Genomic DNA, 24,276 nt, shown 5'->3' on the forward strand with positions numbered 1-24,276 from the left:
TCCTAGCCCAGTATTGAATCTGAATCCGGATTCAAGTACCTTCCGGGCCATGGACACCACTGCCACGCCCAGCGGCTGGAACCTGCTCATAGCCCGCGATGACCTGTCGAACGCCACACTCGTCGACGCACCGGTCCCGGAGGTCCAGGACGGCGAGGCGCTGCTGCGCGTCGACCGGGTCGGCCTCACCGCCAACAACGTCACCTACGCCGCGCTCGGCGACTCCTTCCGCTACTGGGAGTTCTTCCCTGCCCGGGCAGGCTGGGGCATCGTCCCGCTCTGGGGCTTCGCCGAGGTCGTCGCATCCCGGGTCGACGGCGTCGAACAGGGCAGCCGCCTCTACGGCTATTACCCGTCCGGCAGCCACCTGCTGGTGCGCCCCGGGCGGGTGGACGAGCGCGGCTTCCGGGACGCCAGCCCCCACCGGAAGACCCTGCCCTCGCCCTACAACGCCTACGCCCTCACCACGGGCGACCTCGCGTACGAGCCGGACCGCGAGGACCTCCAGATCCTCTACCGCCCGCTCTTCTGGACCTCCTTCATGCTGGCCGACTGGCTCGTCGACAACGCCTGGCTGGGAGCCCGCACCGCCGTCCTGTCGTCCGCGTCGAGCAAGACCGCCTACGGTGCCGCCTTCCTGCTCCGGGGGCAGGGGTGCGAGGTGGTGGGCCTGACGTCCCGGCGCAACCTGGCCTTTACCGAGAGCCTGGGCTGCTACGACCGGGTGCTGGCGTACGAGGACGCGCCCCGTCTCTCCCCGGCCGTGCCCACCCTGTACGCCGATTTCGCCGGGGACGAGGCCCTGACCGCCGCGCTGCGCGCCCACCTCGGCGACGCCCTGGTGCACGAAGTGGTCGTCGGCGTCACCAGCCAGCAGCCCGGCCCCGCCGGCACACTGGCCGACACGGGACCGGGCATGTTCTTCGCACCCGACCAGATGCGCAAGCGCATCGGCGACTGGGGGCGCGAAGGGCTGGATCACCGCTTCGCCGACGCATGGCAGCGGTTCGCCCCCGTGGTCGAGGGGTGGGTCGACGTCGTCCACGGCCACGGCCCGGAGGCCCTGGAGAAGGTCTGGCACGAGGTTCAGTCGGGGCGGACCGCCCCGCGCACCGGTCATGTGCTGGCCCTCTGACTGAATCCGCCGCCCGCGAGGGCCGTACGGGGTCGGTGGCTCACCTGCCGCCCTGCAGGCTGAGCCATTGGTACAGTCGAGGCCCGGACATCCCGACCAGGAGGAGGCCGTCGGCCCATGGCAGCCGTGGATGCGCTGGACGCCAGAATCCTGCGGCTCCTGCTGGAGCAGCCGCGCACGAGCGCGCGCGAGTACGCCCGTATCCTCGGGGTCGCGCGAGGCACCCTGCAGGCCAGGATCGACCGGCTCGAGCGGGACGGCGTCATCACCGGCTCCGGCCCCAGGCTCTCCCCCGCCGCGCTGGGCCACCCGGTCCTCGCGTTCGTGCACATCGAAGTCACGCAGGGCCACCTGGACGATGTGGGAGACGCGCTCGCCGAAGTGCCGGAGATCATCGAGGCGTTCTCGATCACCGGGGGCGGAGACCTGATGACGCGGGTCGTCGCGCGGGACAACGAGCACCTGGAAGACGTCATCCAGCGGCTCATCCAGCTGCCGGGTGTGGTGCGGACCCGTACGGAGATGGCGCTGCGCGAGCGCGTACCGCACCGGATGCTGCCGCTCATCGAGGCGGTGGGCCGGGCCGCCGCCCCGGCCCGCTGATTCTGCCGCCTCGCCGCCTCTTGCATGCTGGGTGCATGCGTTCTCCCCACACCCCCCGCACTCTCCGCACCCCCTCCGTGATCTTCGACCTCGACGGCACGCTGGTCGACAGCGAGCCGAACTACTACGAAGCGGGCCGCAGGGTGCTCGCCGAGCACGGCGTCACCCGCTTCACCTGGGAACAGCACGAGCGCTTCATCGGAATCGGCACGCGCGAGACGCTCGAGGTGCTGAGCCGCGAGCACGGCATCGAGGCGCCGGTCGACGAGCTTCTCGCCGGGAAGAACCGCCACTACCTCGCGCTCGCCTCGGCCTCTACTGAAGTGTTCCCGCAGATGCGGAAGTTCGTGGACGCCCTCCGCGCGGCCGGGATCCGTACGGCGGTGGCGTCCGGGTCCTCCCGCGCGGCGATCGAGGCGGTGCTCGACACGACCGGTCTGGCCCCGCTGATGGACGTCGCCGTGTCCGCCGAGGAAGTGGAGCGCGGCAAGCCGGAGCCCGATGTCTTTCTGGAGGCGGCCCGGCGGCTGGCCGCGGACCCGGCGGACTGCGTGGTGCTCGAGGACTCCCCGCCCGGGGCCGAGGCCGCGCACCGCGCCGGGATGCGTTGCATCGCCATCCCGTACGTGCCGGGGACCGCTGCCGACCCGGCGTTCGGCACCGCGGGGCTGCTCTTCGCCGGTGGCCAGGGCGAGTTCGACGCCGGTGCCGCCCTCGACTGGGTCACGGCCGCGAGCCGGGGTCCCCGCTGAACCGACCCTGCCCATCCCCGCCGTTCTCTCATACGCCCCTTCCCCGGGTGGGCCCTTGGAACGGGTCGGCCCGGGAAAGGTCAGCCCAGGAAGGTCAGCCGCACCTGGCGGTCCGGATTGTCGCGGTTCGTATCCGCCAACCTCCGTTAGGGCAACCCCGACCCTAGCCGACTTGACAGTGGAACGCTCCTGGCCATCAACGCTGCCACGCCCACCCCGACCGGACAGCGCGTTGCCGAACCTGTGCGCGAGGCAGTCACATGACGGGGAGGGCGAGTTGGACTCCACGCACGCGAGCGCAAAAGGCTGCGACAACAGGGCCTCCTGGTGCTTGGTTTGGTTCGCACCTCCGAGCTACCAAGAGGCCCTGCTGTCATGCGCCGGTTCTCGCGTGATCACCCGATCAGGAACCCTGTTCGACCAGGCCAGCCCCGTGATCGATAAGCGGATGCCGTCTCAGCTCCCACCAGGCTGCCGCGACAGCCCGGCGAGGAGGTCTTGCACCTCCTTCGATTCATCGCGCCTCACGGCGCTCGATGTCGGTGACCCACAACTTGTCCCGGGCGGTGCGGGCGACGTTGCGTTCTACCAGGTCGGCGGCCGAACGGATCTCGTGGTTGGGGCGAGGCCCACGGCCGCCCGAAAGGCCCTGGATGCCGGGCCGCTGCTCAGCAGCGGCTCCACCGTGCCGTGGCTGACGTGGATGACTGATCCCAGGTCGAGTCCGGCGTGGACGCGGCGGGAGCCGTAAGTGCCACGGGAGGCGAGGTGAATGCCGGTAATGGCCTCGGTCAGCCAGGCGTCCCTGACCGGCTGAGCCGAGGGCGGACGGTCCTTCCAGGTGTGGTAGCCGAACTCTGCGACGGGCAAGACGCGGGCGGCCAGCTGGACCGGCAGCCGCTCGGCGGTCATCACGGCGATGGCTTCGTACCGCCTGTGCCCGTCTTCAGGGTTCGCCCGCCAGGGCCGCGACCGCGATCTCACTCGGCCCGCTACCGTCGATGTGCTTGGTGCCGCTCCGGTCGCGCAATCCGCAGCCCGCCGGCACAGCGGTCAAGACGCGGGCAGACGCGTAACGGGAAGCGGTGGTCAGGTGGCGTCTCATCAACTGCCCAACACATCAACCGGTGGTCCCGGTGTTGATGGTTGGCACAGTCGACGGAGGTGCCGACGGGGTCGGGACGGGAGTCGGCAGGGTCGGTGCGTTGGGCGACGAAGGCGGGGCACCATCGGGGGCGCCGCCCCCGTCACCGCCCGGCGTACTCGTGCCCGGGGATGGCGCCGGAGCGGGCTGGTTGCCGGCGGGTCGCCCCGCTTTCAGAGTGTTCTCCGCCCTGCGTGGCGGCGGTGTGGATTCCGGTTGCCGTGCGTGGTCGCGGGGTGCATCCGGTGCGGTGTCAGAGTCCGAGCCCGGTGTGTCGGGCACCGCGACGGGGCCGCCGGAATATACGCGCATCCAGGCCAGTACCAGGTTGAGATAGGACTCTGAGTGGTTGTACGCGAGCACGGCCCGGCGCAGCCCCTCGGGTGTGGCCACATCATCGCCGGCCGCGCACAGGTACCGGCCTGCGGCCAGCGAAGCGTCGAAAACGTTGTTCGGATCGAACCTCCTGTCGGCATTGCCGTCGGCGGCCCAGCTGCGCCAGGTGGACGGGATGAACTGCATGGATCCGACCGCGCGGTCCCAGACGGTGTCGTCGTCGTAGACCCCGTGATCCGTGTCGGCGATCGCCGCCACACCGGGACTGCCGTCCAACCGCGGTCCCAGAATCGGCGTCCGAGTGGTGCCCTGCGCGTCGACATCACCGCCCCGCGCATGCCCGGACTCCACCTTCCCGATCGCCGCCAGCAACGGCAGCGGCAGGTGGCAACCCGGCTCCGATGCCCTGGTGTTGTCCACCGCCCGCTGATAGGCCTGCAGCACCGTCGCCGGAATCCCCTGGACCGTCGCCGGAATCCCCTGGACAACAGGCCGCGCCTGCCCCCGGCCTCTCCCGTTCCGCACGGCAGGGCTGTCGGTCACACTCGGCAGATCCGGCAGTGACAGGAGATCGGGGTAAGCGGGATAGAGAGGGGTGCTTCCCCCGTCAGCACCCGGGCCCGTGACGACTCTCTCCTCAGCAGCGGCCGGAGCGAGAGCTGCCGAGGAAGGTACGACATGCTGCACCACCAGTATCGTCGACAGCGCTCTGGCCAACTTCTTCCAACGTATCGTGCGGACATGGCGCTCCGGCCGTGTCGCGTGGGGATCGGACAGCGACGTCACCGGGCGTCCGAGGCGGTCGTCATGAACGGATTGCTGTTTTCCTGGTTTCTGCATGGTCAACCTCACAATCGTCTCAGGGCACTCGGTCGGCTACCGGCACATCAGGCGGTCGCCCTGCGGGGCAACCCACTTTCCGGTGTTCGTTCTCATCACGAACCAGCACCCGCGCCGCCGGCATGACCGGTTGTCAACGGCGTGCGGCCGCATAGTCGTTTTGGTGCTTTCGGCCGCCTGCCGCGGCAGCCCCGCGATCCGTTTCGCGCATGCCATGGCCCCGGCCAAAGGATCGGCCACCACATGGTTGGCGAGCCCCATCGCGACGGCGCGCTCGGCCGGGATGCGTGGGCGTGAGTTCCTACTCCTGAGCGAGGAGCAGGCTGGTGTGCAGGGGCCAGGTGAGCGGACCGCCGTCGGCCGCGACCAGCCCGACCTGCTCCTGTGGGTCGGCAAGGTAGGCCGTCTCGGTGGTGACCCGCGCTCATTGCATGCGGGGCTTCCTTCTTGATGGTGTAGCGGTTTCCCGTACTCGTCCCGGGCCGGCCCCGTGGCCGCTGTTCTCTGGCCCGGTCGAGCCGGTCGGGTCACCGCTCGCGCAGCGACCGTAAAGCGCCTCGGCGTCGACGCGGCCGGGGAGAGCGGGCACCCTCTTCTTGCCAGCCGGCCCCGCGGCTCCGCCGCCTGTTGCCTCCATACCGGCTACTCATCAGTGGTCAGCGGCAGATCCGGTACCTCCGGCTCGGATGGCTGATCCGACGGAGCGGGCTCGTCCGGCCCATGCCGCTCAGGTGGTCCGTCTGAGCTCGGGGACGGGCTCTCCTGTCGCGGTGGTTCCTTGCCCTGCCGTGGAGGCTGTCGTGGTGGTTCCTTGTCCCGCCGTGAGGGCTCATCGCTGGGGCTCGGTTCCGGCGGCGCAGTGTGCGTCGGTTGCGTGGCCGGCGAGGTCTCGACCGCCGTCGCGACGCCCGCGTAGACGCGCATCCACGCCAGCACCAGGTCCAGGTACCGCTCGGAGTGGTTGTACGCGAGCACGGCTCGGCGCAGGCCTCCGTCCCGGCTCACGTCTCCTCCCGCGGCGCACAGGTAGTGGGCCGCCGCGAGCGCGGAGTCGCCCACGTTGTGCGGGTCGGCGGTGCCGTCGCCGTTGCCATCGGCTCCCCAACGGTGCCACGTCGAGGGAATGAACTGCATAGGACCGACTGCGTGGTCCCATGCGGTGTCACGGTCATAGACCCCGTTGTCCGTATCGCGGATCGCCGCCACACCGGGGCCGCCGTCCAGTCGGGGGCCGAGGATGGGAGTGATGGTGCTGCCGTCCGCATTGACCCGGCCACCGCGGGCGTGACCCGATTCCACGCGGCCGATCGCCGCCAGCAGCGGCCAGCTGAGCCCACAACCAGGTCGCCGCTCGTTCAGCACGGCCACCGCATTCCGGTATGCGGCCAGCACCCGCGCGGGGATCGCGACGGCCCCTACCGGCCGCATCCGATCCGTACGATCACGCTCGTCGGCGTGCGTCGCCGAGGGAGCCGGTGAGGGCTCCAGCTCCAGGGCGCCCACCGGTGGCGGCTCAGGGTACAGCGGTCTTCCGCCGTCAACCGCTCCCGCGAAGACCTGGCTGGCTTCGGCCGGCTGGGCGACCTGGTACACCGCCACACCGGTCGCCGCGGTGGTCGCGGCGACCGCCCCGGCCACCGCGGGGGTGACCTTCATCCACAACCGCGGCCACTTGGTCAGAAGCACGTCAGCATCTCTCCTCACGAGGCTCTCGTGTTGCGCACTTGTGGCAGGGCCCGCCTCAACCCTGCCGGGCGGGTATCGCAACGCGCGGCGGCGCGCAGACCCGGCAGGGCGCGAGGTCGCGATCGATCGCCTCCTCGATGCCGATCAGCTCGGCCTCGTCCCGCGCCTCCGACAGCTGGCAATCGACGCGGTGGTAGGACGCGGCACCGGCCACCACGTAGCCGCTGAAGCCCGGACCCTGCGCGCCGGGACCGCCGAGCCCTTGTTTGTCTACGGCAGCGGCGAGACGGTCGATCGCCGCCTCCAAACGCACCCGGTCCACCCGGTGGTTCTGCACGATGAGCATCGCGGCGCCCACCACCACGATCGCCAGGCCGATGACGCCGCCGGAGATCAGGTAGGGGAACTGCGCCGGAAGTGAGTTGTAGCTCGCCGCGCCGTTCCAGCCGAGGGACATCAGGACGAAACCGATCAGGCACAGCAGCACACCGAGCTGCCCGCCCAGCCGACCGAAGTTGATCTGCATCATGTACTCCTATGCACTTGATCCGAGGTACGCCTCGCGCAGGTTGACGGTCCGCAACTCGTCTCCCACGCCGGTGTACACCAACGTTCCCTTTTCCATGATCAGCGCGCGGTCCGCGAACGGCAGCGCGCCGGCGTTCTGTTCCACCATCAGCACCGTGGTGCCGTCGGCCTTGATCCGCGAGGTGACCTCCCACACCGTGCGCGCCACGGTGGGCGACAGGCCGAGCGAGGCTTCGTCGATCAGTAGCAGCTTGGGGCGGGACATCATCGCGCGCCCCACCGCCAGCATCTGCTGCTCGCCGCCGGACAGCGTGCCGGCGAGCTGGTTCTCCCGCTCGGCCAGGCGCGGGAAGTAGTCCAGCACGAGGTCCATCTGCCGCTTAACCGTCTTGGAGTCGCGGCGGCGGGACCACGCGCCGAGCTTGAGGTTCTGACTCACCGTCAGCCGGGGGAACAGCCGCCGGCCCTCCGGGCTGAGCGAGATGCCGCCGGCCACCCGCTGTGACGGCGAGCCCTTGCGCAGCTCCTTGCCGTCGAAGGTGATGGAGCCGGACTGCGGCTGCAGCATCCCCGCGACTGTGGTGACCGTGGTGGTCTTGCCGGCGCCGTTGAGGCCGAGCAGCACGCAGCACTCGCCCTGCTCGACGTCGAAGCTGACGCCGTGCAGCACCGGGTACTGGTCGTAGCCGACCACAAGGTCGCGCACTTCGAGCAGCGCCATCAGACGTACTCCTCCCTCGCCCGCTCGGTGGCCGGCGCGTCGGCCGCGGCGACCGTGGGTGCCTCAGGTTCCTCCGGGTCCTCGCCCATGTAGGCGCGCACGACCTCGGGATGCCGCCGCACCTCGTCCGGCTTGCCTTCCGTCAGCACCTCGCCGAAATTGAGGCAGTAGACGTAGTCGGACACCCTGGTGACCAGCGGCACATGGTGGTCGATCATCACGATCGTCACGCCGAACTCCTTGCGCAGTTCGAGCAGCGTGTCGCCGAGCTGGTGGGCTTCCTCCGGGCCCATGCCCGAACCCGGCTCGTCCAGAAGCAGCAGGTCGGGGTCGGTGGCCAGCACCGCGGCGATCTCTACCTTCTTGAGCACGCCGTAGGGCAGGTCGGCCACTCGGGCCTGCGCGACTCCCTCGAGGTTCATCAGCTCGAGGATCTGGTGCGCCCGGTCGGCGAGCCTGCGCTCCTCGGCGAACGTGGCCGGTCCACCGAGGATGCCGGCGAAGGGGTCGTAGTCGGTCTCCAGGTGCTGGGCGGTCACCAGGTTCTCCAGCACGGTGGTGTTCTTCACCAGGCCGACGTTCTGGAACGTGCGGCCGATCCCGAGCTTGGTGCGCTCGTGCACCGGCTTGCCGGTGATGTTCATTCCCCGGTAGCAGATGCTCCCGCTGGTGGGGCTGTAGAACCCGGTGATGCAGTTGAAAAGCGTCGTCTTGCCGGCCCCGTTCGGGCCGATGATGCCGACGATCTCCCACTCCCCCACCTTCAGATCAATGTGCTGCAGCGCCTTCACGCCGCCGAAGTTGATACTGACGTCGTCGACCTCAAGCACGGACATCGGTGACCTCCACGTCCCGCACCTTCCCGGTGTGGATGTTGAATTTCCGCCCGAGCATCCATTCCTTGATCGGCGCGATCTGCTGTCCGATACCGCCGGGGTGGGTGGTCAGCGTGAGGATCAGCAGGATGGGGCCGAGGACATGGGGCACGAAGCTCAGCGGCAACCCGATGCCGTCCGCAATCAGCCAGTCCACGCCGACGGTGTCGAACAGCCAGGTTCTGAACAGCCAGCCGCCCTCCATGAGTGCGAAGAACACCGAGCCGATCACCACTCCCGCACGGTTCCGCAAGCCACCCACGACGGTCATCAAGATGAACGACAGCGCCAGCTCGAAGCCGAAGTTCTGCGGGACGATCAGGTCCTTGCCGTGCGCGAACAGCGCTCCGGCCACGGCCGCGAACACTCCCGAGGTGATGAACGCGAGCAACGTGTAGGCCTTGACGTTGATCCCATAGGACGACGCCACCCTCGGGTTCTCCCGCAGGGCCTGCAGTGCCCGTCCGCCCTTGGTTCTGGTCAAACGCCAATCCAGCCAGAGCACCACGACCACGAACCCGAGGCACAGGTAGTAGTAGGCCATGGGGCTCTGGAACCCCATCGGCCGCGTGACCGCCTTGCCGGCGTCACCGCCCGTGAAGCTGATGATTCCGAAGATGCTCTCCTCGGTGAACACGCCATAGGCGAAGGTGACCAGCGCGAAGTACAACCCGGTGAGCCGCAGCGAGATCGCACCGAGCACCGCTGCCTGCAAGCCACCCACGATCGCCGCGATCGGCACCGCAAACCAGAAGTCGATGCCCAGGTCGACCTCCATGTAGGCCGCCATGAACGCCCCGATACCCACGAACGCCTGGTGGCCGAGCGAGATGGTGCCGGTGTATCCGATCAGGATGTTGAGCGAGAGCCCGATGATCACGAACACGGCAGCGGTGATCAGATGTCCGATGTCCTCGCCATGGAGGTCGAAGGGCGACAGGAAGTTGCCGGGGACCGCGAACACGAACCACGCCAGGGCCGCCCACGCCAAGCCGCGGGCGAACCACCCGGCGGTGGTCGGCCGGAACCGTGACTCGGGCTCCCCCACCACGCTGGGCAGAACGAGCGTGCTCTCAGCGGACGCCTCCTTGCCGGGCGATGCCTGTACCGCACTCATGCGCCGACCACCTTTCGCGTGAACAGGCCCTCCGGGCGAAGCAGCAGGACTACCAGCAGGAACACGAAGAGGATCGTCGCCTTCGGCCCGGGCAGGCCGGCCAGCGCGCTGAGCGCACCCAACTGCTCCACGAAGCCCACCAGAAGGCCGCCGGCCAGCGCCCCGGGCATGCTGCGCATCCCGGCGAGCACCGCGGCCATGAGGCCGGGCAGCAGCGCCGCACCGCCGCCGAAGGTGAGGAACGCCGCGGTGAAGGTGTCGTTGGGACCCGACAGGATCCCCGCCAGCCCACCGAGGGCCGCGGCGATTCCCCACGTCATCATCGACACCCGGCGCACGCTGATGCCCACCAGCTCGGCGGCGGTGGCCTCCTGCTGCGCGGCCTGGATCGCCAGCCCGGACGGCGACCGGAAGAACGCCGCCAGCGCCAGCGCCACCACGATCAGTACCAGCACCGTGATCACCTTCTGGTAGGTGATGGCGACTCCCAGAACCGTGGCGATCGAGCCCTCGACGATCGGCGGCATCTCCCGGATCGGCTGCTCGTTGGTGAGCCAGAACTGGATGCCGATCGCGGTCGTCGCGACACCGGCGGTACCTACCAGCAGCGTCACCTTCGAGCTATGCCGCAACGGACGGATCACCACTCGCTCCGTCACCAGCCCCATGACGACGGCCACGGACATGCCGAACAGCAGGCCCAGCGCGTAGTCCCAGTGCCACATTTCCACGGCCACGAAGGCTGCGAACAAGCCGGTGGTGCCGAACTCCGTCTGCGCGAAGTTGAACACACCGGTCGCGCGGTACACCAGCACGATGCCCAGGGCTACCAACGCGTACACGCTGCCCCGGAACAACCCATTGGCCAGGGCGACGACCAGCTCCTGGCTCACGGCTTGTACCTTCCCGGCCGGGTCTTGTACTGCCGCGACCCACAGTCGGCTTCCAGCAGGTACATCGCGCTGCCACCGAACTTCTTGTTCGGTGCGAACGTGGCCGCCGGGAACACCCCGGAGTCGAAGGTCTTGCCGCTGTTGAGCGTCGCCATGAAGGTGCGGTGGCTGAGGTTCTTGCCGGCCGCCTGGAGCATCTGACCGACCAGCTTCTCGAGGCCCCAGGCATTGATTGCGATATCGTCCGGATCAGCTCCGCCGTTCTTCGCCCGATACGCTTTCCGGAACTCGGAGTCGATCGAGTCTATCCTGTCCAATTGCGGGAACGACGAGAAGAACCGGGCGCCGTCGATCTGCGGGCATCCACCCGCGGCAACCAGGTTGAGCCCGCTCGTGTTCCCGGGACCGTAGAACCTCACGCTGCACGTCAGCGCCTTGGATACATTCACCAGTCCGCCAGGGCTCGCGTTCCACACGACCGCCTTCGCACCGCTGTTGCAAATCTTCGCCGCGATCGACGTTGCTTCGGCCTGGATCTTCTTCGGAACGCGGTCGTTCAGCACGAGTTTGGCTCCGAACGCCCGCTTCAGTGAATTGCCCTGTACCCCGGCATAGTTGTCCAAATTATCGTTCTCCGCCACGATCAGCCCGACTTTCCGCCCGGAGAAGGCCGCCCTCATCTCACGTGTGATCATCGGCGCCTGCTGCTCGTAGGTGAGGTAGGCCGCGAAGTAGGTCCGCAGCGCGTTCAGCGATCCGAGACGCGGATTGGACTCATGCACACCGCCCGAGATGTAGGGCCACTGCCGGGAGTTCGCGTAGCGCGCGCAGGCGTCGATCTGGTCGGCACCGGCGGAACCGATGACCAGGAAGTACTTCTGGTCGATGAAGCTCTTGCACTTCGATACCGCAGTCGACGGGTCGAAGTTGTCGTTCTCGAGCTTGACCTGGAGCTTCCGCCCGTTGATCCCGCCCTTCTTGTTGATGTAGTCGGCGTACACGCCCACCGCGCGCTCGATCGAGTTCTGGGGGATCGCCGCCGCGCCCGTCACCGGTGCGTGCACGCCGATCTTGATCGGCTGCCCCGGCTTCAGCGGCGTGGGATCGCCGATACCCGGCGGCACCGGCCCACCGCCACCGCCACCGCTGCCGCCCCTGTCACCGGCACCCCCAGTGCCCGTCCCGGTCCCGGTTCCAGTCCCTGTCCCGGTGGCGTCTGTGCCAGCGCCCGCACCCACGTCCGGCGCGCCGGTGTCCAGGGCGCCTGGGTCAACCGGCTGACCGTCCGTACCAGCCCCTCCGAGCGCACCTGCAGCGGTGCCCTGTCCACTCGCTCCATTCGGCCCGGCGTAGAGCCCGCTCACGCCCGGCTTCTGCCCGCAGCCCGAGACCACCACAAACGCCAGCGCCACCGCTGCGATACCGATCTGCCTCGACCGTCGCCGGATCACTGCCCCTCCTTGAAAAACGTCTTGACCACCCGGAGTTGGTCGAGCGCGCGGCCCACACCGTGACGCGCACCGGACAGCACCGGCTCACCGTTGGGACCGAGCGCGAACATCACCGCATAAGCGAGTCCGAGCCCGACCGGGATCAGGAAGAGGACTCCGCCGGGGATGTCCTCCAGCATTGAGCCCACGTGCGTCATCGGGGTGGCCGCAGCCGGCGACCGCGGCTCGCTACTGCGGGGCACGTCCCGGGCTTCCGTGGCGGCCGGCGCCGGGGCGTCACCTGGCACGGTGGTTCCTGCATCCGCCGGTACTTCCCCGGAGACGTCCGTACCGGCACCTGTGTCGACCGCGCCCGAATCGCCCGTCGTCCCGCTGCCCGCCGGTACGGCAGCCGGCGGTTGGGGTGTGGCTCCCGCGGTCGCCACCAGCTTCATGCCGATGCCCTTGTCCGACGGCCCGTCCCAGGCCACCTGGAAACTCATCGGCTCCTCGACCTGCTCCACGAGGGCGATCGAGGTGGGTAGCTGACTGCCCTCCGCTAGCCAGAGCCGCGCGATCGACGTGAGGTCGAAGCGCCAGATGCCGTCCTTGCCGCGTTTGCCGGCAACAGCGGCGCGTTCACAGTCGTAAGCCGGCCGCGACGACCACTTTCCACCCTCGGCCTTGGTCCAGAACGCATCCGTGACAGGGCACGCCACGACCTTGACGCCCTTGCCGTCGGAGTTCACGTTCGAGTCGGGGGCGGAGGATTCCCTCAGCACCACATCGAACGAGGTCACATCCGCGCCCGGGCCGTACTTCAGCGCGAACTCGATGGCCGCGACCATTTCCTCCGCACCATTGACCGCCGCCACGGTCATCGCACCGGCCGGCACATTCGGCGGCGTCGGCTCAGGCCGAGCGACGAGGCCCGATTTATCGACCTCGTTCTCGTCGTTGCTCTTCCACCACCAACCCGCCTGATTAACTTTTCCTCCGATGGAGGGGCCCGGCTCAGCGGCGGGTTCCGCGCTGACCGGTGCGGCCGCACTGAGGACCACGGCGCACGACGCGGCGAACCCGGCGCCGAGACTGCTGAGAGTAGACATCTGTCTCCTTGACTAGTCCAACTACACTGTTGAACTGAATTACTTGGGGGCCGGTGAACTAAATCGCTTGGGGGCCGGCAAGTTATGTAGCGGACCTGGTCGCGTCAACGACCAGTCACGAGCCCGATTTCGGTCTCCCACGACTCGAGGTAGCACACTGGCCCGCGGGCATCGAGGAACACCGGGTCACGGAGGCGACCCAGAAGTCTGCCCTCACTGGCGACATCCAGCGCGCACCCGCATCGTGGTCGCGCCGGGCCAGTCGGCGTCTTGCAGGCGACGTGCACCCGGAACTGACATACGCACCTGGTCGACACGGCCGTCGGCCGTTCCAGCATGAGTGGGCGCGCTGCGTACGGCGCCCACCATGGCGTCAGTTACACGCCTGCGACATCTTTTCGTAAGTGCCGGGTCGTGGGCACAGATGATCGCCCTGGTCGGGGTCGGGCACCCGACCCGGCGAGCCGACTGGCGGCCGTCGTACCGACCAGCACCGTGCCGAGATGCCCGCGCAGGATGGTCCGCAGCGGGGAGCTCTGCTCGCTCTTCTCCTTCTCGGCCAGGGCCCCTTCGGCGGCTCGGAACTCGGGGGTCTCCTCGACCCTGGTGTGGATGTACCAGGCAAGGCCCAGCACAAAGAAGCCGACGAGGAACGGCACGCGCCAGCCCCAGGCGGCGAAGGCGGTTTCACTGGTGAACGCGCCGGCCAGCAGGAAGACCGAGTTGGCGGTCACGACGCCGATGGGAACGCCGAGCTGGACGACACTGCCGTAGAGCCCGCGCTTCCCCTCGAGGGCGTACTCGGTGGCGAGCAGCATCGCGCCGCCCCACTGGGCACCGACGGCTATGCCCTGCATGACGCGGAACACGACGAGCAGCAGGGGGGCCGCGATGCCGATCGTGGCGTACGTGGGGAGCAGCCCGATGCCCGTCGTGGCGACGCCCATCAAGGCCAGCGCGAGCACCAGCATCGGTTTGCTTCCGCGCTTGTCACCGAGATGGCCGGCGATGACGCCACCGAGCGGGCGGGCCAGGAAGCCGACGGCGAACGTCGCGAAGGAGGCCAGCACCCCCACGGTGGGGCTGCCCGCGGGGAAGTAGAGCTCGCCGAGGACGAGGGCCGCTGCGATGCCGAAGACGAAGTAGTCGTACCACTCGACGGCCGAGGCGAGGGTGGCGGCCGTGGCGACCTTGCGCCGTCTCCTTGCATTGTCGGCCGCGGCCGTGGTGGGGAGGGGATGAGCGGATGCTGCGGAAGACGCCGTGTCCATGGGTGCACACTCCGGTGGGTGCGGCGACGGGGGGCGGCATCGCGATTGCCGGGAACGTACTGACCGGACGGTATGTACGTCAACGGGTTGTGCAGCGAATCTTTCACCTGTGCGGTACAGGTAATTCGGGCCAGGACAGCACTGTGGGCCCGGCGTCATGGGACGCCGGGCCGGAGCCGGAGACGACCGCAGGAGAGCGCCGCTCGAAGAGCCTGCGCTGAGCGCGCTGGGCGCGTGGGCTCAGAAGGCGATCAGCGCGCGGCCTCCCTTGCCCTCGATCATGTTGTCGAAGGCAGCCGAAATGCCGTCGAGTGTGATGCGCTCGGTGACGAGGGCGCCGAGGTCCAAACCCCCCGAGCGGATGTGGTCGGCCAGGACGGGCAGGTCCTGGGTGGGGTCGGAATTGCCGTAGACGCAGCCGGAGAGCGTGCGGCCCCAGTGGAAGATCTCCAGGGCGTTGAACGTGACGTGCTGGTCCTTGCCGCCGATCCCGACGACGGTGGTGCGGCCGCCGCGCCGGGTGGACTCCCATGCGGTGTGGATGGTCACGGCGTGGCCCACACACTCCACGGCGACGTCCGCGCCCTGCCTGCCGGTGAGCCCGCGGATCGTGCGGGCGGTGGTGTCGGAGGCCAGGACATAGTCGGTTGCGCTTGCGCCCGCCCGGCGGGCGAGCTCCTCCTTCGCCGGCGACACGTCGACGGCGATGATCTTCGACGCGCCGGCGATCCGGGCGTCCTGCAGCGTGGCCAACCCCACGCCGCCCACGCCGAACACCGCGACGGACTCGCCTTCGCGGACGCGCGCGGAGTGGTCACCGGCACCTGGTGTTCCTCTCCGCCGGAGTCGAGACGGTGAGCCGGTACGTCAAGGGCGACAGCAGTCCCGTCTCCCGCACATCCACACCGACCGTCGCCACATAACCGTCACGGAGCTGGAGCTGCCCCGCACCCCACGGTGTCGTCGACCCCGCACCCTCTCACTTGGTGCGGCCGGAAATCGGCCCCACAGTCGTGGCCGCACCAGGGCTACCCGATAAACGACAAGCGAACCTGACGGTTGGGATTATCCCTGTTCGTATCCGCCAACCTCCGTTAAGACAACCATCAGAGTAGCCCGCCGCCCGCCCCCCAAGAGTCAGGAGGGCCGTCCACATGAAGGTCAAGTACAAGGAGACGGCGCGGGGCGGGCTCGCGGTCAATGTCATCGAGTGCTGAGGGAGTGGGCCCTGACCTGCGGCTTTGAACCTTTCAGAGCTGTCAGGGCCTTCCCTGCTTACTCGGCGGAAAGTCCCTGAAAAGTCCCTGGCCGACGTGGCTCTGACTAGCTCATACGCGCCTCCGGTGGCGTTCGGCCCAGCGCTCGCCCCGGCTCGGGGCACTACTTCACCCGCGAGTTGGGGTCTCAGATCCAGAGAGAGCCTCCACCCACCTTCGGTGTCTGATCTCACGGACGAGAGGTCGTTGCTGGCCCACGTTGATCGACTCAGACCGACGTGCAGATATTCGTGTCACCACATCGCTACTGCTGGCTACGATGGCGCCGTGATCGCCATTTCTGCCCTGGCGTCGTTCGGGGCGCCGCCCGAACTCGTCGCCGTCTGGTCTCAGCACGTCGGCGACCTCACCGACGTCCAGGAACGAGCCCTTCGTGCCGGTGCGCTCGACGGCCGTACGAACCTCTTGGTGGTCGCGCCGACAAGCTCGGGCAAGACGTTCGTCGGCGAATTGGCGGCCACAACGTCGGCCTACAAACAGCGCCAGCATGCGATCTTTATCGTCCCCTTCCGGGCCCTGGCGGACGAGCACTACCGGTTGTTCCGCGAGCGGTACGGCCATCTGCTCTCGGTCGTGATCTCGACCTCGGACTGGACGGAGTTCGATGCCGACATCCGCGTCGGCAACTTCAACCTCGCGGTCATGACGTACGAGAAACTCATGGCCTTGTCCATCCAGCAGCCCGACGTGGTGGAGCGCTGCACCACGCTGGTGGTGGACGAGGTGCAGTCGCTGTCCGACAGCAGTCGGGGAGCAGACCTCGAGGTGCTCCTCACACGGGTCATGCGCGCCGGCGATCCGCCGCAGATTGTCGCGCTGTCCGGCTCACTCGACGACGTCAACCAACTCGACGTGTGGCTCAAGGCCACCCTGGTCAGCTCGGCCGAGCGTCCGATTCCTCTGACGCAGAGTGTCTGTGCCCCGTCGGGTGAGGCGATCGTGCTGGATGCCGACGGCACCGCACATACGCAGTCGCTGACGGCTTCGCAGGAGGACCGCGATGCGCTCGTCCTCGCGCTCGCCAAGCAGTATGTCGCCGATGGCAAGCAGGTCATCGTCTTCCGCTCCTCGGTCCGCGATGTCGTGGAGACAGCGCGCCGGTTACGCGGGCAATTGCTGGCAGTCGGCCTCGGCCGGCGGATCAGCGAGCAGTTCAACGAGCTCGACGACTCGGACGCGATCAACGACCTGCGGCTCTGCCTTGCTTCCGGTGTGGCGTTCCACAACGCCGACCTCACCCACCCCGAACGAAGCCTCGTCGAGGATGCCTTCCGCTCCGGAGAGACCCGTGTCATCGTCGCCACGACGACGCTCGCCGTTGGCGTCAACCTTCCCACCGACATCGTGATCGTTGCCGACTCAACGCGCTTCTCCCCGGTACCAGGCGGCAGGTGGAGCCGCCGCAATATCCCGGTCTCCCAGTACCGCAACGCCTCCGGGCGTGCCGGACGACTTGGCCAGCGCACTGCCGGCTCCGCGGTTCTGGTCGCGGAGGACACGCGCGAGCAACGCCAGCTCGTCAACGCCTACCTGCTCGGAGACGTCGAGCCGGTCGAATCACAGCTACCGAAACGCCCGTTCGCCGACGTGATCTTCGACATCGTCTGCGTGGGGGCCGTCGACAGTGAAGACGACATCGTCGACTTCATAGCCACGACCTACGCCTACCCAAGCTTCTATGAAGGCGCAGGCGGCTTCGACGCCGTGCGCGAATCCATCGCCGCAGCAGTAAGCCGATGCACCGACAGCGGTTTGGTGGTGGCGGACGGCCAACAGCTATATCCCACACAGCTCGCACGAGTACTGGGCGCCGCCGGGCTGTCGATGGAGAGCGCCGCCCGCCTCGTGCCCGTACTGGAACGGGCCATGTCGAGCCACCCGTCCAGGAAGGACCTGATTTTCGAGATCGCCTCCTGCTCAGAGGTCGGCGACCGGCCGTGGCTGCAGCGTCAGCGGGGCATGGAGCTGGACCCTCGTCCGCAGCACGCACCGGACAGCTCGGGCTGCTCACCGGGATCCCGCCTGGCCGCCACACTCTCAAAGCCCCACATCAACGTCGCAGAGATGTGCGCGCTCGTGCGCACCGCATGCCTGCTGCAGTGGATGAGCGGCCAAGGCCACCGGACGATTTCCACTGCGTTCCCGGGCATGGGTGCAGCCGCGGCGCGCGTGCGCGCTCTTGGCAAGAACGCCGCCTGGCTGCTCGACGCCCTCACCGAAGGCGCACGGGTACACGGGGCCTCCGACGCGCTACAAGAGGACCTTCGAGCCCTTGCCCTCGAAGCCCGCTACGGCCTGCCAGCGCGACTTGCTCCACTTGCCCGTCTTCATGTACCGGGCATTTCCCGCGAACAGATGCTGACCCTCTACGACATCACGAACGACATCGGTCTGCACACCCCGGAAACGATTCTCGATACCCCCGACACAGCCTTCGACGGACTGCTCACACCGCTGCAGCTCACCCGCCTCAGGCAGGCGGTCCTCGACGACATCGAAGACTCGGTACGACGGAAGCGCGCTGGTCACGTAGCGCGTTCCGCGCAGGTGAGCCTTTCACGCAGGCTCATAAACGATCTCTATGAAGCGAAGGGCGGCGGGCTTGAACAAGCCGTCACTGATGCCCTGGTACATGCCGGGCTGTCTGCCACACGCGTTCTTCGCCAGCCCGAAGGCGAGGAGGACATCCAGATCGCCCACGCCGACGGCACCGTCGTCGTATCGGTGACGGCCTCCAAGGAGGACACCCGCCCGATCCGGTGGAACAAGGCGAAAGAGATTCTCGGCGCGGGCGTCGGCCTCAGCCCGGTAAATTACGTGTGCATCGGACGGCCGAACTTCCAGGAACTCGCCGAACGCAACGCCGCCAATATCGCCCGCGAGACCGCGAGCCGCTCAATCCTGTTGGTCCCGATGCCAGTGTTCACCGAAGCCGTCGTACGCGTCGCAGAAGGCACCATGGACGCGGAGAAGCTCGGCGACCTACTCGCTCACCGACGCGGTGTCCTCACTGTCGGGGACCTCTCCGAATCGGCCGTATAGCGGGTTGCCATCCAGTCGAGGTCTGCTACAGCGCCCAGCCGCCTTCCCAGGCTGTAGGGGCCTTGAGGCTGCGACGGGCGGTCCGCCAGCCATGTCGACGCCTGATTGCCAGAGTCGATGAGTGGCAGAGTGCTCCACCGCTGGGCTGTCCGTCCCGGTCCGCGTCGCAGCGTTCCCTTCCCCCACCAGGCATACCGGCCTCGCCCGCCCCAGCCCCTCTATGCCCACCCCGAGCCCAACGGTAACGACGGGGAGGAACGGCGTGCGCACGCGCTCGGAGAACACGCGCGGGAGTTCGTCCCATGACGGTCCGTCGGCTTCTCTGACGGGCCGTATCGGCTGTCGGGCCTGGTGGTGGGCACGTGTGTGGCCCGGCTGTCGCGTCGGGTGGGCGCCAGAACCCCTCAGTGGCTGCCAAGTTTGTCCCCTGTCATCCAATCGAGGCGTTTGACAGGGAACCCAGTCATTTCGGCTGTCTATGACAGTGAACTCCTACGAGGTGAGCCGTTCGCGCAGCTGCGCGATGTCGAGGCCGAGGCGATCGGCGATCTCGGGGATTCTGGCCCGGGGAACGGTTGAGGCCAGTCGGATGGCGTCGTCGTCCCACGCGCACTCGAGTGCTGTGCCCGAGAGCAGGTAGCTTCTTGCCTTTGCGGCAGCGTCGTTGAGGAGGGCATGCAGCTGATCCTGGCTAGGGGCTGGGGGAGGCGGCGTGGGCCATGAGGGTGCCGCAGGGACCGGCCTGTCGGGGATGCTGGGAGCGTGGTCAGGGACAAGAGGAGGCTTGGCGCATTCCCGGTACCAGGCCCATGCGTGGTGCGCGGTGACGTGGAACTTCCCACCGGGAGCGGCGCGGGTGGTGGTCATCCCCGAGTCTGCTCCGGATGCAGTCGCTTCGGCCCCCATGAGCTGGGGCGACAGGCCGCGGATGATCGCGAACGCTGCCGGGCGCGTACTCAGCCGGCGCGTGACGGCATGGGCGAGGGCAGCTGCGTGCCGGCACGGTGACATCCCGCAGGTGCAAGCGAAGCCGATCTCCGCGGCGACGGGGGCCATGGGCACGTTGCCGGTATGGGCGGGGTCGGCTAGGCAGTCGGGAAGCCCGCCAGCACGGAGCTCCCGGTGATGGCCGCAGTGCGAAGACGCGGCACGAATAGTGGCCACATGTTCGTCTGTCAGCACGGGCAGGGTGATGACCGTGTGCGCCTCCTCTCTGCTGTGCCGTGCTGTGGCCATGGCGGCGGCCTTGCCGGGCGTGAGGGCCAAGTGCGCGATGCCGCCTGCTGCCAGGTCGTTGTGGCCTGCGAGCAGCATGGCTTCATCGGTGACGGCGGTGCGCACAGCCGTCACCCAGGCGTTCGCCCATGCGTTGTGGATCATCGCTGTGCTCCCAGGGCGATCAGGTCGCAGATCTGTTCGTCGGTCAGCTCGGTCAGTGCGGAGTACCCATCGGCAAGAACGGCATCGGCCAGCGCACGCTTGTGCCGGAGCAGTTCGTCCACCCGGTCTTCCAAGGTGTTTTCGGTGATGAGCTGGTGCACGGTGACGGTGCGCTGCTGGCCCAGCCGGTGCGCGCGGTCGATGGCCTGGCTTTCCTTGGCCGGGTTCCAGGGCCGGTCGAACAGCACGACGTGGCTGGCTTGGGTCAGCGTCAGGCCGCTACCGCCGGCCTTGACCGTCATGACCATTGTCCTGCCCGGGCTCGACTGGAAGTTGTCGATGATCCGCTGACGGTCCCGGCCGGCGGCGATGTCGCCGCTGAAGTAGAGCGGCTCAAGGCCGTGGCCGCGCAGGTGCCGGATCAGGTAGCGGGCCATGGACCTGTACCGGGTGAAGATCAGGGCGGATTCGTCCGGGCTGGAGAGCACGGGGAGCAGGTCGTCCAGGGCGGCGAGCTTGCCCGAACGAGCCGCCGCGTGCTGCGGGTCGTAGTCGCCGTCCAGGGGTTCGTCTAGATACTGGGCGGGCGCGTTGCAGATCTGCTGGAGTTTGTTGAACAAGGTCAGTAGCAGGCCCTTGCGGTGGACGCCCTCGGCGGAGCGAATCTCCCGGAAAGTGTCGTCGGCGACTTTTTGGTAGAGGGCGGCCTGCTCGGGGGCCAGGCTGACGATCCGGGGGCTCACAATCTTCGGCGGGAGCTCGGAGAGGATCCCCGGGTCGCTCTTGCGGCGGCGCAGCATGAACGCCTTCAGAAGGCCCGATAGACGCGTAGTGAGGTCGGAGTCGGTGATGTTCTCCTCGATCGGTCGGGCGAACTGGTCACGGAAGGTCCGAAGGTTTCCGAACAGGCCGGGGTTGAGCCAGTCCATTACTGACCACGCTTCGGTGAGGTTGTTCTCCACGGGGGTGCCGGTGAGCGCGATCCGGACAGTGGGCTTGATGCGCCGCATGGCATGGGCCGTGGCCGTTCGATGGTTCTTGATGACCTGGGCTTCGTCGGCGACGATCATGTCGAAGGGCTGCTCGACCAGGACGTCGATGTCGCGGCGGAGTGTTTCGTAGGTCGTGATCACGACGGTGCGGGGCGTCGCCTCGTCCAGGGTGCGGTCCGGCCCGTGGTAGCGCAGGGTTGGCACGCTGGGGGCGAACCGGTGCACCTCGCGCTCCCAGTTGATCACCATGGATGCGGGGCAGACGATCAGCGTCGGGCCTGCGGCCTGACGGTCTTGGTCGCGGCGGTGCAGGTGCAGAGCTAGCGCGGTCAGCGACTTGCCCAGACCCATGTCGTCGGCCAGCAGCGCCCCGAACCCCGCGTCGGTGGTGTTGGCCAGCCAGGCCAGGCCCAGGTGCTGATAGTCGCGCATCGTGGCCTCAAGGCCGCGGGGGGACGGCACCGGGGAGGTACGCGAGCCACTGCGCAGGAACTCCACGAGATCAGCCAGCGCCGCTACCGGTTCACACTCGAACGTCTTGCCGTCGAAGTCGATCTGGCCGGTCAGAGAGGCCCGCAGCGCCTCATCGGAGGGAATGGGCGGCATCTGGCGGTCAGCGGCCCGCTTGGCCGTCTCCTCGTCCACCAGCACCCACTGATCGCGGACCTTGGCCAGCGGCACGGGAGCATGGGCGAGATCGTCCATCTCTCGGTCGGTCAGGTCGTTACCGTCCACCGACAGTTGCCACCGGCCGTCCAGCACGTCGCCAAGGGAGAACTTGGGTCGCGCGGCGGAGGGTGGGCACGGGGGCCGGCGCCCCAGTACAGCCCGGGTGCGCAGCAGGTCTGTCCACTGCCGGTGCCACTCCACCCGCAGCCCGAACTGCTCCAGCTGCTGACCTGTGCGCCCCCGCAGCAGGACAGCCTCGGCGGCCCGAAGAGTAAACGTGTCGGGAACCGGCCGCTCCAGCAGCCGTGCGGCCGGCGGCCACGCCGCCGCCATGCGGCGAAGGCGCCGGCGGATGAGCGCCACGAGCTGCGGGTCGGCGGCGGCTTCTGCCACGGGGCGCCAAGCCCGCTGTTCGGCGACTGGCGAGTCCGGCTGGCGGACGCGCAGGTCGGCCCACAGCAGCTCGGTGTCGCCCGGGCTGTCCTTCTTCGGCGCGCGCACCGACAGCACCAGCTCCAGCACTTCGGCTGTCGAGCGGCCATCCTCAAGATCGTCAGCCCACTGCACGAGGGAGGGGTTCCGCTGCTGCTGAGGCACCGCTGCCGTGAAAGGGCCACTGCCCAGGACTGCCGGCGTGCCCGGGCCGCGCAGCATGGCCTCCGCGACCGCGTCGAGACCCGCGCGGACCACCATGCGCGGCGCCCACAACCGGTAGGGCTTCGTGTCCGTGACAGCCCCGCAGTGTGCCGGAGGCACCATGGCCTGCCTCAACTGCCGGGCCCTCGCCTTCTCCTCGGCCGTGAGCGGCCCCGCCCGCCACACATCCGTACCGTCCCCCTCCAGCGACGGAAACACCCGCCCAGAGGCCACTACCTCCAGCCCCAGGCAAATCACCTGCCGCCATACCTGGACCGAGAGGGCTTCCTTCCCCCTGCCCTGATGGGATGCGAGCGCGTTCGCCAGCAGCCGCACCGGCACCTGCCAGCACTCCACCGGCCGAGGGCCGACCGCAGCACCCTGGCCGGGCAGGACGAGGGTGGCCGTGCACGGCCGGATCGGCCTATGGCACCTCGACCCCACAGGCAGCCCGTCCTGGCGATAGACCAGAAACCGAGTGGTCGCACCCTGCACATCGATCGTAAGTTCCGCACCCTGCTGCAGGACGGCGGACAGCGCCACCTCGGCCGCATCGACCTCGCTGCGAACGGCGACCGGCCCCGCAGGACCGTGGCGCAGACGATCGGCTTGGACCCCCACCGACGGCGTGTACGCGGCAGCCGAAAACACCGGATCCACGGGGGTGGCCAGCAGCTCCACCATGGCCTCCGCAGCACCTCGCTGCGCTGCGCGCTTGGTCGAGCCCGTCCCCTCCGTCCGAAGATGCTCGCCGCGCACCTGACACGTGACGGAAGTGACGAAACCCACCTCAGAGTCGAGCCGAGGGTCCCCGACGTTCAGCTCGGCAATCTTGCCGGTCTGCTTCAGCTCGTTGAGCACCATCAACGGGTTCTTGCCGCGAAGCTCCGGCACGACCACCCGACCGTGCCGGACACCGCCGGCGCGCCTCACCGCACGCTTACAGGCGCTCAGCAGCTCCTTCGCCGCCTCCAGCCGAGCACTGGACCGGCCGACGCCGCGTCCAGTGCCGGAGAGCATCTGACCTCGGCTCATGCAGGCGGCCACACACACGAACAGTGGCTCCAGCCCGGTGATGCTGGGTTCCTCCTTGAACGTCAGCTCACTGATCACGCCCGATTCCTGCATCGAGCGGAGCCGATCCTGAGGGTCCGCCTTCTCTCCCACCTCCTCCTCGCCCAGCGCGGGGGCAGGATCGTGCCGGGCGTGTGGCAGCTCGATGGGCAACTCGGCAAGGTCAGCGAGAACCCGGTGCGCTGCGGCCCCACGCGCGTGGCGCTTGTTGGGGCGCCAAGGGCCGAGAAGGGTGACGGTCTCATCGTCGATCACGCATTTCACCCGAGCCCGAAACTGCCCAGAGCCGCCCCCCTTCTGCTCCTCGGTGAAGATCGGGTTGGGGCGGTTGCGCATCGACTGGTAGAGCGTCAGCACGGCCACGGCTGTCCCCGGCTCCGCACCGGCTGCCTGCAGGGCGGCCCTGCGCGCTGGATCCCACGTGGGGGAGACCGCCCCAAAGAGCACGGCATGGAGGTCGCGGGGGATGAGCGCTCCGGCGGTGATGCGCATCGCCACTTCCGCCACAACGGCAGGCGCAACGCGCAGCTGTGCCAGAGCGTGCTGCAACCGCGTGGCGAACGACTGATCGCGGGCCTGCGCGGGAGCCGAGCCAGCCGAGTACCGGGCTGCTGGCACCCAGCCCATCTCGGTGCCAGCCTGTTCAACCGGTTCAACTCCACTCATGTGTCCAAGCAGGCTCACGGCCGCGTACTGATGAGCAGCCTTCCTGCTTGTACGTGCGACCGCAGCGCCGTGGACGCTGCCGCTGGGACTCCGCCAGCCA

The 24,276-nt window shown here is 68.4% G+C and carries 16 protein-coding genes and 2 pseudogenes; 4 read left to right on the forward strand and 14 right to left on the reverse strand.

Annotated elements, in window-relative coordinates; translation table 11 throughout:
- The first annotated feature begins 49 nt into the window (after positions 1–49).
- From ACTWP8_RS06830 to ACTWP8_RS06840, 3 genes are all read left to right on the forward strand, one after another.
- Entirely contained in the window at positions 50–1,135 is a 1,086-nt protein-coding gene (locus tag ACTWP8_RS06830; protein ID WP_443321238.1) for a DUF2855 family protein, read from the forward strand.
- Positions 1,136–1,252: 117 nt separating this feature from the next.
- The gene (locus tag ACTWP8_RS06835) at positions 1,253–1,738 is read left to right on the forward strand and encodes an Lrp/AsnC family transcriptional regulator (protein WP_443321239.1); all 486 of its coding nucleotides are present in this window, start codon (positions 1,253–1,255) and stop codon (positions 1,736–1,738) included.
- 35 nt (positions 1,739–1,773) lie between these two features.
- Positions 1,774–2,490 carry an HAD family hydrolase gene (locus tag ACTWP8_RS06840; protein ID WP_443321240.1) on the forward strand — a complete coding sequence of 239 codons (717 nt, stop codon included), beginning with the start codon at positions 1,774–1,776 and terminating at the stop codon, positions 2,488–2,490.
- Between the two features lie 585 nt (positions 2,491–3,075).
- On the opposite strand, the gene ACTWP8_RS06845 is transcribed toward ACTWP8_RS06840, so the two are convergent.
- The 12 genes and pseudogenes from ACTWP8_RS06845 to ACTWP8_RS06900 all read right to left on the reverse strand — a co-directional run.
- Positions 3,076–3,402: an IS3 family transposase gene (locus tag ACTWP8_RS06845; RefSeq protein WP_443321241.1), complete on the reverse strand. Its 327-nt coding sequence runs from the start codon at positions 3,400–3,402 to the stop codon at positions 3,076–3,078.
- 208 nt (positions 3,403–3,610) lie between these two features.
- On the reverse strand, positions 3,611–4,810 hold the full coding sequence (locus ACTWP8_RS06850) for a lytic transglycosylase domain-containing protein (protein WP_443321450.1): 1,200 nt from the start codon (positions 4,808–4,810) through the stop codon (positions 3,611–3,613).
- A 642-nt stretch (positions 4,811–5,452) separates the two neighbouring features.
- Positions 5,453–6,496: a lytic murein transglycosylase gene (locus tag ACTWP8_RS06855; RefSeq protein WP_443321242.1), complete on the reverse strand. Its 1,044-nt coding sequence runs from the start codon at positions 6,494–6,496 to the stop codon at positions 5,453–5,455.
- Positions 6,497–6,551: 55 nt separating this feature from the next.
- Positions 6,552–7,022: a hypothetical protein gene (locus ACTWP8_RS06860; protein WP_443321243.1), complete on the reverse strand. Its 471-nt coding sequence runs from the start codon at positions 7,020–7,022 to the stop codon at positions 6,552–6,554.
- A gap of 9 nt (positions 7,023–7,031) precedes the next feature.
- Positions 7,032–7,748: an ABC transporter ATP-binding protein gene (locus tag ACTWP8_RS06865; protein WP_443321451.1), complete on the reverse strand. Its 717-nt coding sequence runs from the start codon at positions 7,746–7,748 to the stop codon at positions 7,032–7,034.
- Positions 7,745–8,581, reverse strand: a complete 837-nt coding sequence (locus ACTWP8_RS06870) for an ABC transporter ATP-binding protein (RefSeq protein WP_443321244.1) — start codon at positions 8,579–8,581, stop codon at positions 7,745–7,747. The genes ACTWP8_RS06865 and ACTWP8_RS06870 overlap by 4 nt, the downstream gene beginning before the upstream one ends.
- Complete coding sequence (locus tag ACTWP8_RS06875; RefSeq protein ID WP_443321245.1) at positions 8,568–9,668, reverse strand: branched-chain amino acid ABC transporter permease; 1,101 nt, start codon at positions 9,666–9,668, stop codon at positions 8,568–8,570. The genes ACTWP8_RS06870 and ACTWP8_RS06875 overlap by 14 nt, the downstream gene beginning before the upstream one ends.
- Positions 9,669–9,733: 65 nt before the next feature.
- A complete protein-coding gene (locus tag ACTWP8_RS06880; RefSeq protein ID WP_443321246.1) occupies positions 9,734–10,630 on the reverse strand; it encodes a branched-chain amino acid ABC transporter permease in 897 nt (298 codons plus the stop codon).
- The gene (locus tag ACTWP8_RS06885; protein WP_443321247.1) at positions 10,627–12,081 is read right to left on the reverse strand and encodes an ABC transporter substrate-binding protein; all 1,455 of its coding nucleotides are present in this window, start codon (positions 12,079–12,081) and stop codon (positions 10,627–10,629) included. Before ACTWP8_RS06885 ends, ACTWP8_RS06880 begins: the two co-directional genes overlap by 4 nt.
- Positions 12,078–13,169, reverse strand: a complete 1,092-nt coding sequence (locus ACTWP8_RS06890) for a hypothetical protein (protein WP_443321248.1) — start codon at positions 13,167–13,169, stop codon at positions 12,078–12,080. Before ACTWP8_RS06890 ends, ACTWP8_RS06885 begins: the two co-directional genes overlap by 4 nt.
- A 485-nt stretch (positions 13,170–13,654) precedes the next feature.
- A pseudogene (locus ACTWP8_RS06895) lies at positions 13,655–14,440 on the reverse strand (MFS transporter); the annotation flags it as partial.
- A gap of 240 nt (positions 14,441–14,680) precedes the next feature.
- Positions 14,681–15,265: pseudogene (locus tag ACTWP8_RS06900) on the reverse strand (zinc-binding dehydrogenase); the annotation flags it as partial.
- Positions 15,266–15,984: 719 nt separating this feature from the next.
- On the opposite strand from ACTWP8_RS06900, the gene ACTWP8_RS06905 reads away from it, so the two are divergent.
- A complete protein-coding gene (locus tag ACTWP8_RS06905; RefSeq protein ID WP_443321249.1) occupies positions 15,985–18,759 on the forward strand; it encodes a DEAD/DEAH box helicase in 2,775 nt (924 codons plus the stop codon).
- A gap of 492 nt (positions 18,760–19,251) precedes the next feature.
- On the opposite strand, the gene ACTWP8_RS06910 is transcribed toward ACTWP8_RS06905, so the two are convergent.
- Positions 19,252–20,139, reverse strand: a complete 888-nt coding sequence (locus tag ACTWP8_RS06910; RefSeq protein WP_443321250.1) for a hypothetical protein — start codon at positions 20,137–20,139, stop codon at positions 19,252–19,254.
- Complete coding sequence (locus ACTWP8_RS06915) at positions 20,136–24,002, reverse strand: SNF2-related protein (protein WP_443321251.1); 3,867 nt, start codon at positions 24,000–24,002, stop codon at positions 20,136–20,138. The genes ACTWP8_RS06910 and ACTWP8_RS06915 overlap by 4 nt, the downstream gene beginning before the upstream one ends.
- Between the last annotated feature and the right edge of the window lie 274 nt (positions 24,003–24,276).

Origin of the sequence: Streptomyces sp. 7N604 (genome assembly GCF_052245475.1) — a bacterium.
Lineage (GTDB): Bacteria > Actinomycetota > Actinomycetes > Streptomycetales > Streptomycetaceae > Streptomyces.

Coding starts and splice junctions, on each gene's coding strand:
- ACTWP8_RS06860 (WP_443321243.1), bottom strand. CDS start 7,022: ATGCAGATCAACTTCGGTCGGCTGGGCGGGCAGCTCGGTGTGCTGCTG.
- ACTWP8_RS06835 (WP_443321239.1), top strand. CDS start 1,253: ATGGCAGCCGTGGATGCGCTGGACGCCAGAATCCTGCGGCTCCTGCTG.
- ACTWP8_RS06840 (WP_443321240.1), top strand. CDS start 1,774: ATGCGTTCTCCCCACACCCCCCGCACTCTCCGCACCCCCTCCGTGATC.
- ACTWP8_RS06850 (WP_443321450.1), bottom strand. CDS start 4,810: ATGCAGAAACCAGGAAAACAGCAATCCGTTCATGACGACCGCCTCGGA.
- ACTWP8_RS06890 (WP_443321248.1), bottom strand. CDS start 13,169: ATGTCTACTCTCAGCAGTCTCGGCGCCGGGTTCGCCGCGTCGTGCGCC.
- ACTWP8_RS06915 (WP_443321251.1), bottom strand. CDS start 24,002: ATGCGCATCACCGCCGGAGCGCTCATCCCCCGCGACCTCCATGCCGTG.
- ACTWP8_RS06830 (WP_443321238.1), top strand. CDS start 50: ATGGACACCACTGCCACGCCCAGCGGCTGGAACCTGCTCATAGCCCGC.
- ACTWP8_RS06845 (WP_443321241.1), bottom strand. CDS start 3,402: ATGACCGCCGAGCGGCTGCCGGTCCAGCTGGCCGCCCGCGTCTTGCCC.
- ACTWP8_RS06870 (WP_443321244.1), bottom strand. CDS start 8,581: ATGTCCGTGCTTGAGGTCGACGACGTCAGTATCAACTTCGGCGGCGTG.
- ACTWP8_RS06910 (WP_443321250.1), bottom strand. CDS start 20,139: ATGATCCACAACGCATGGGCGAACGCCTGGGTGACGGCTGTGCGCACC.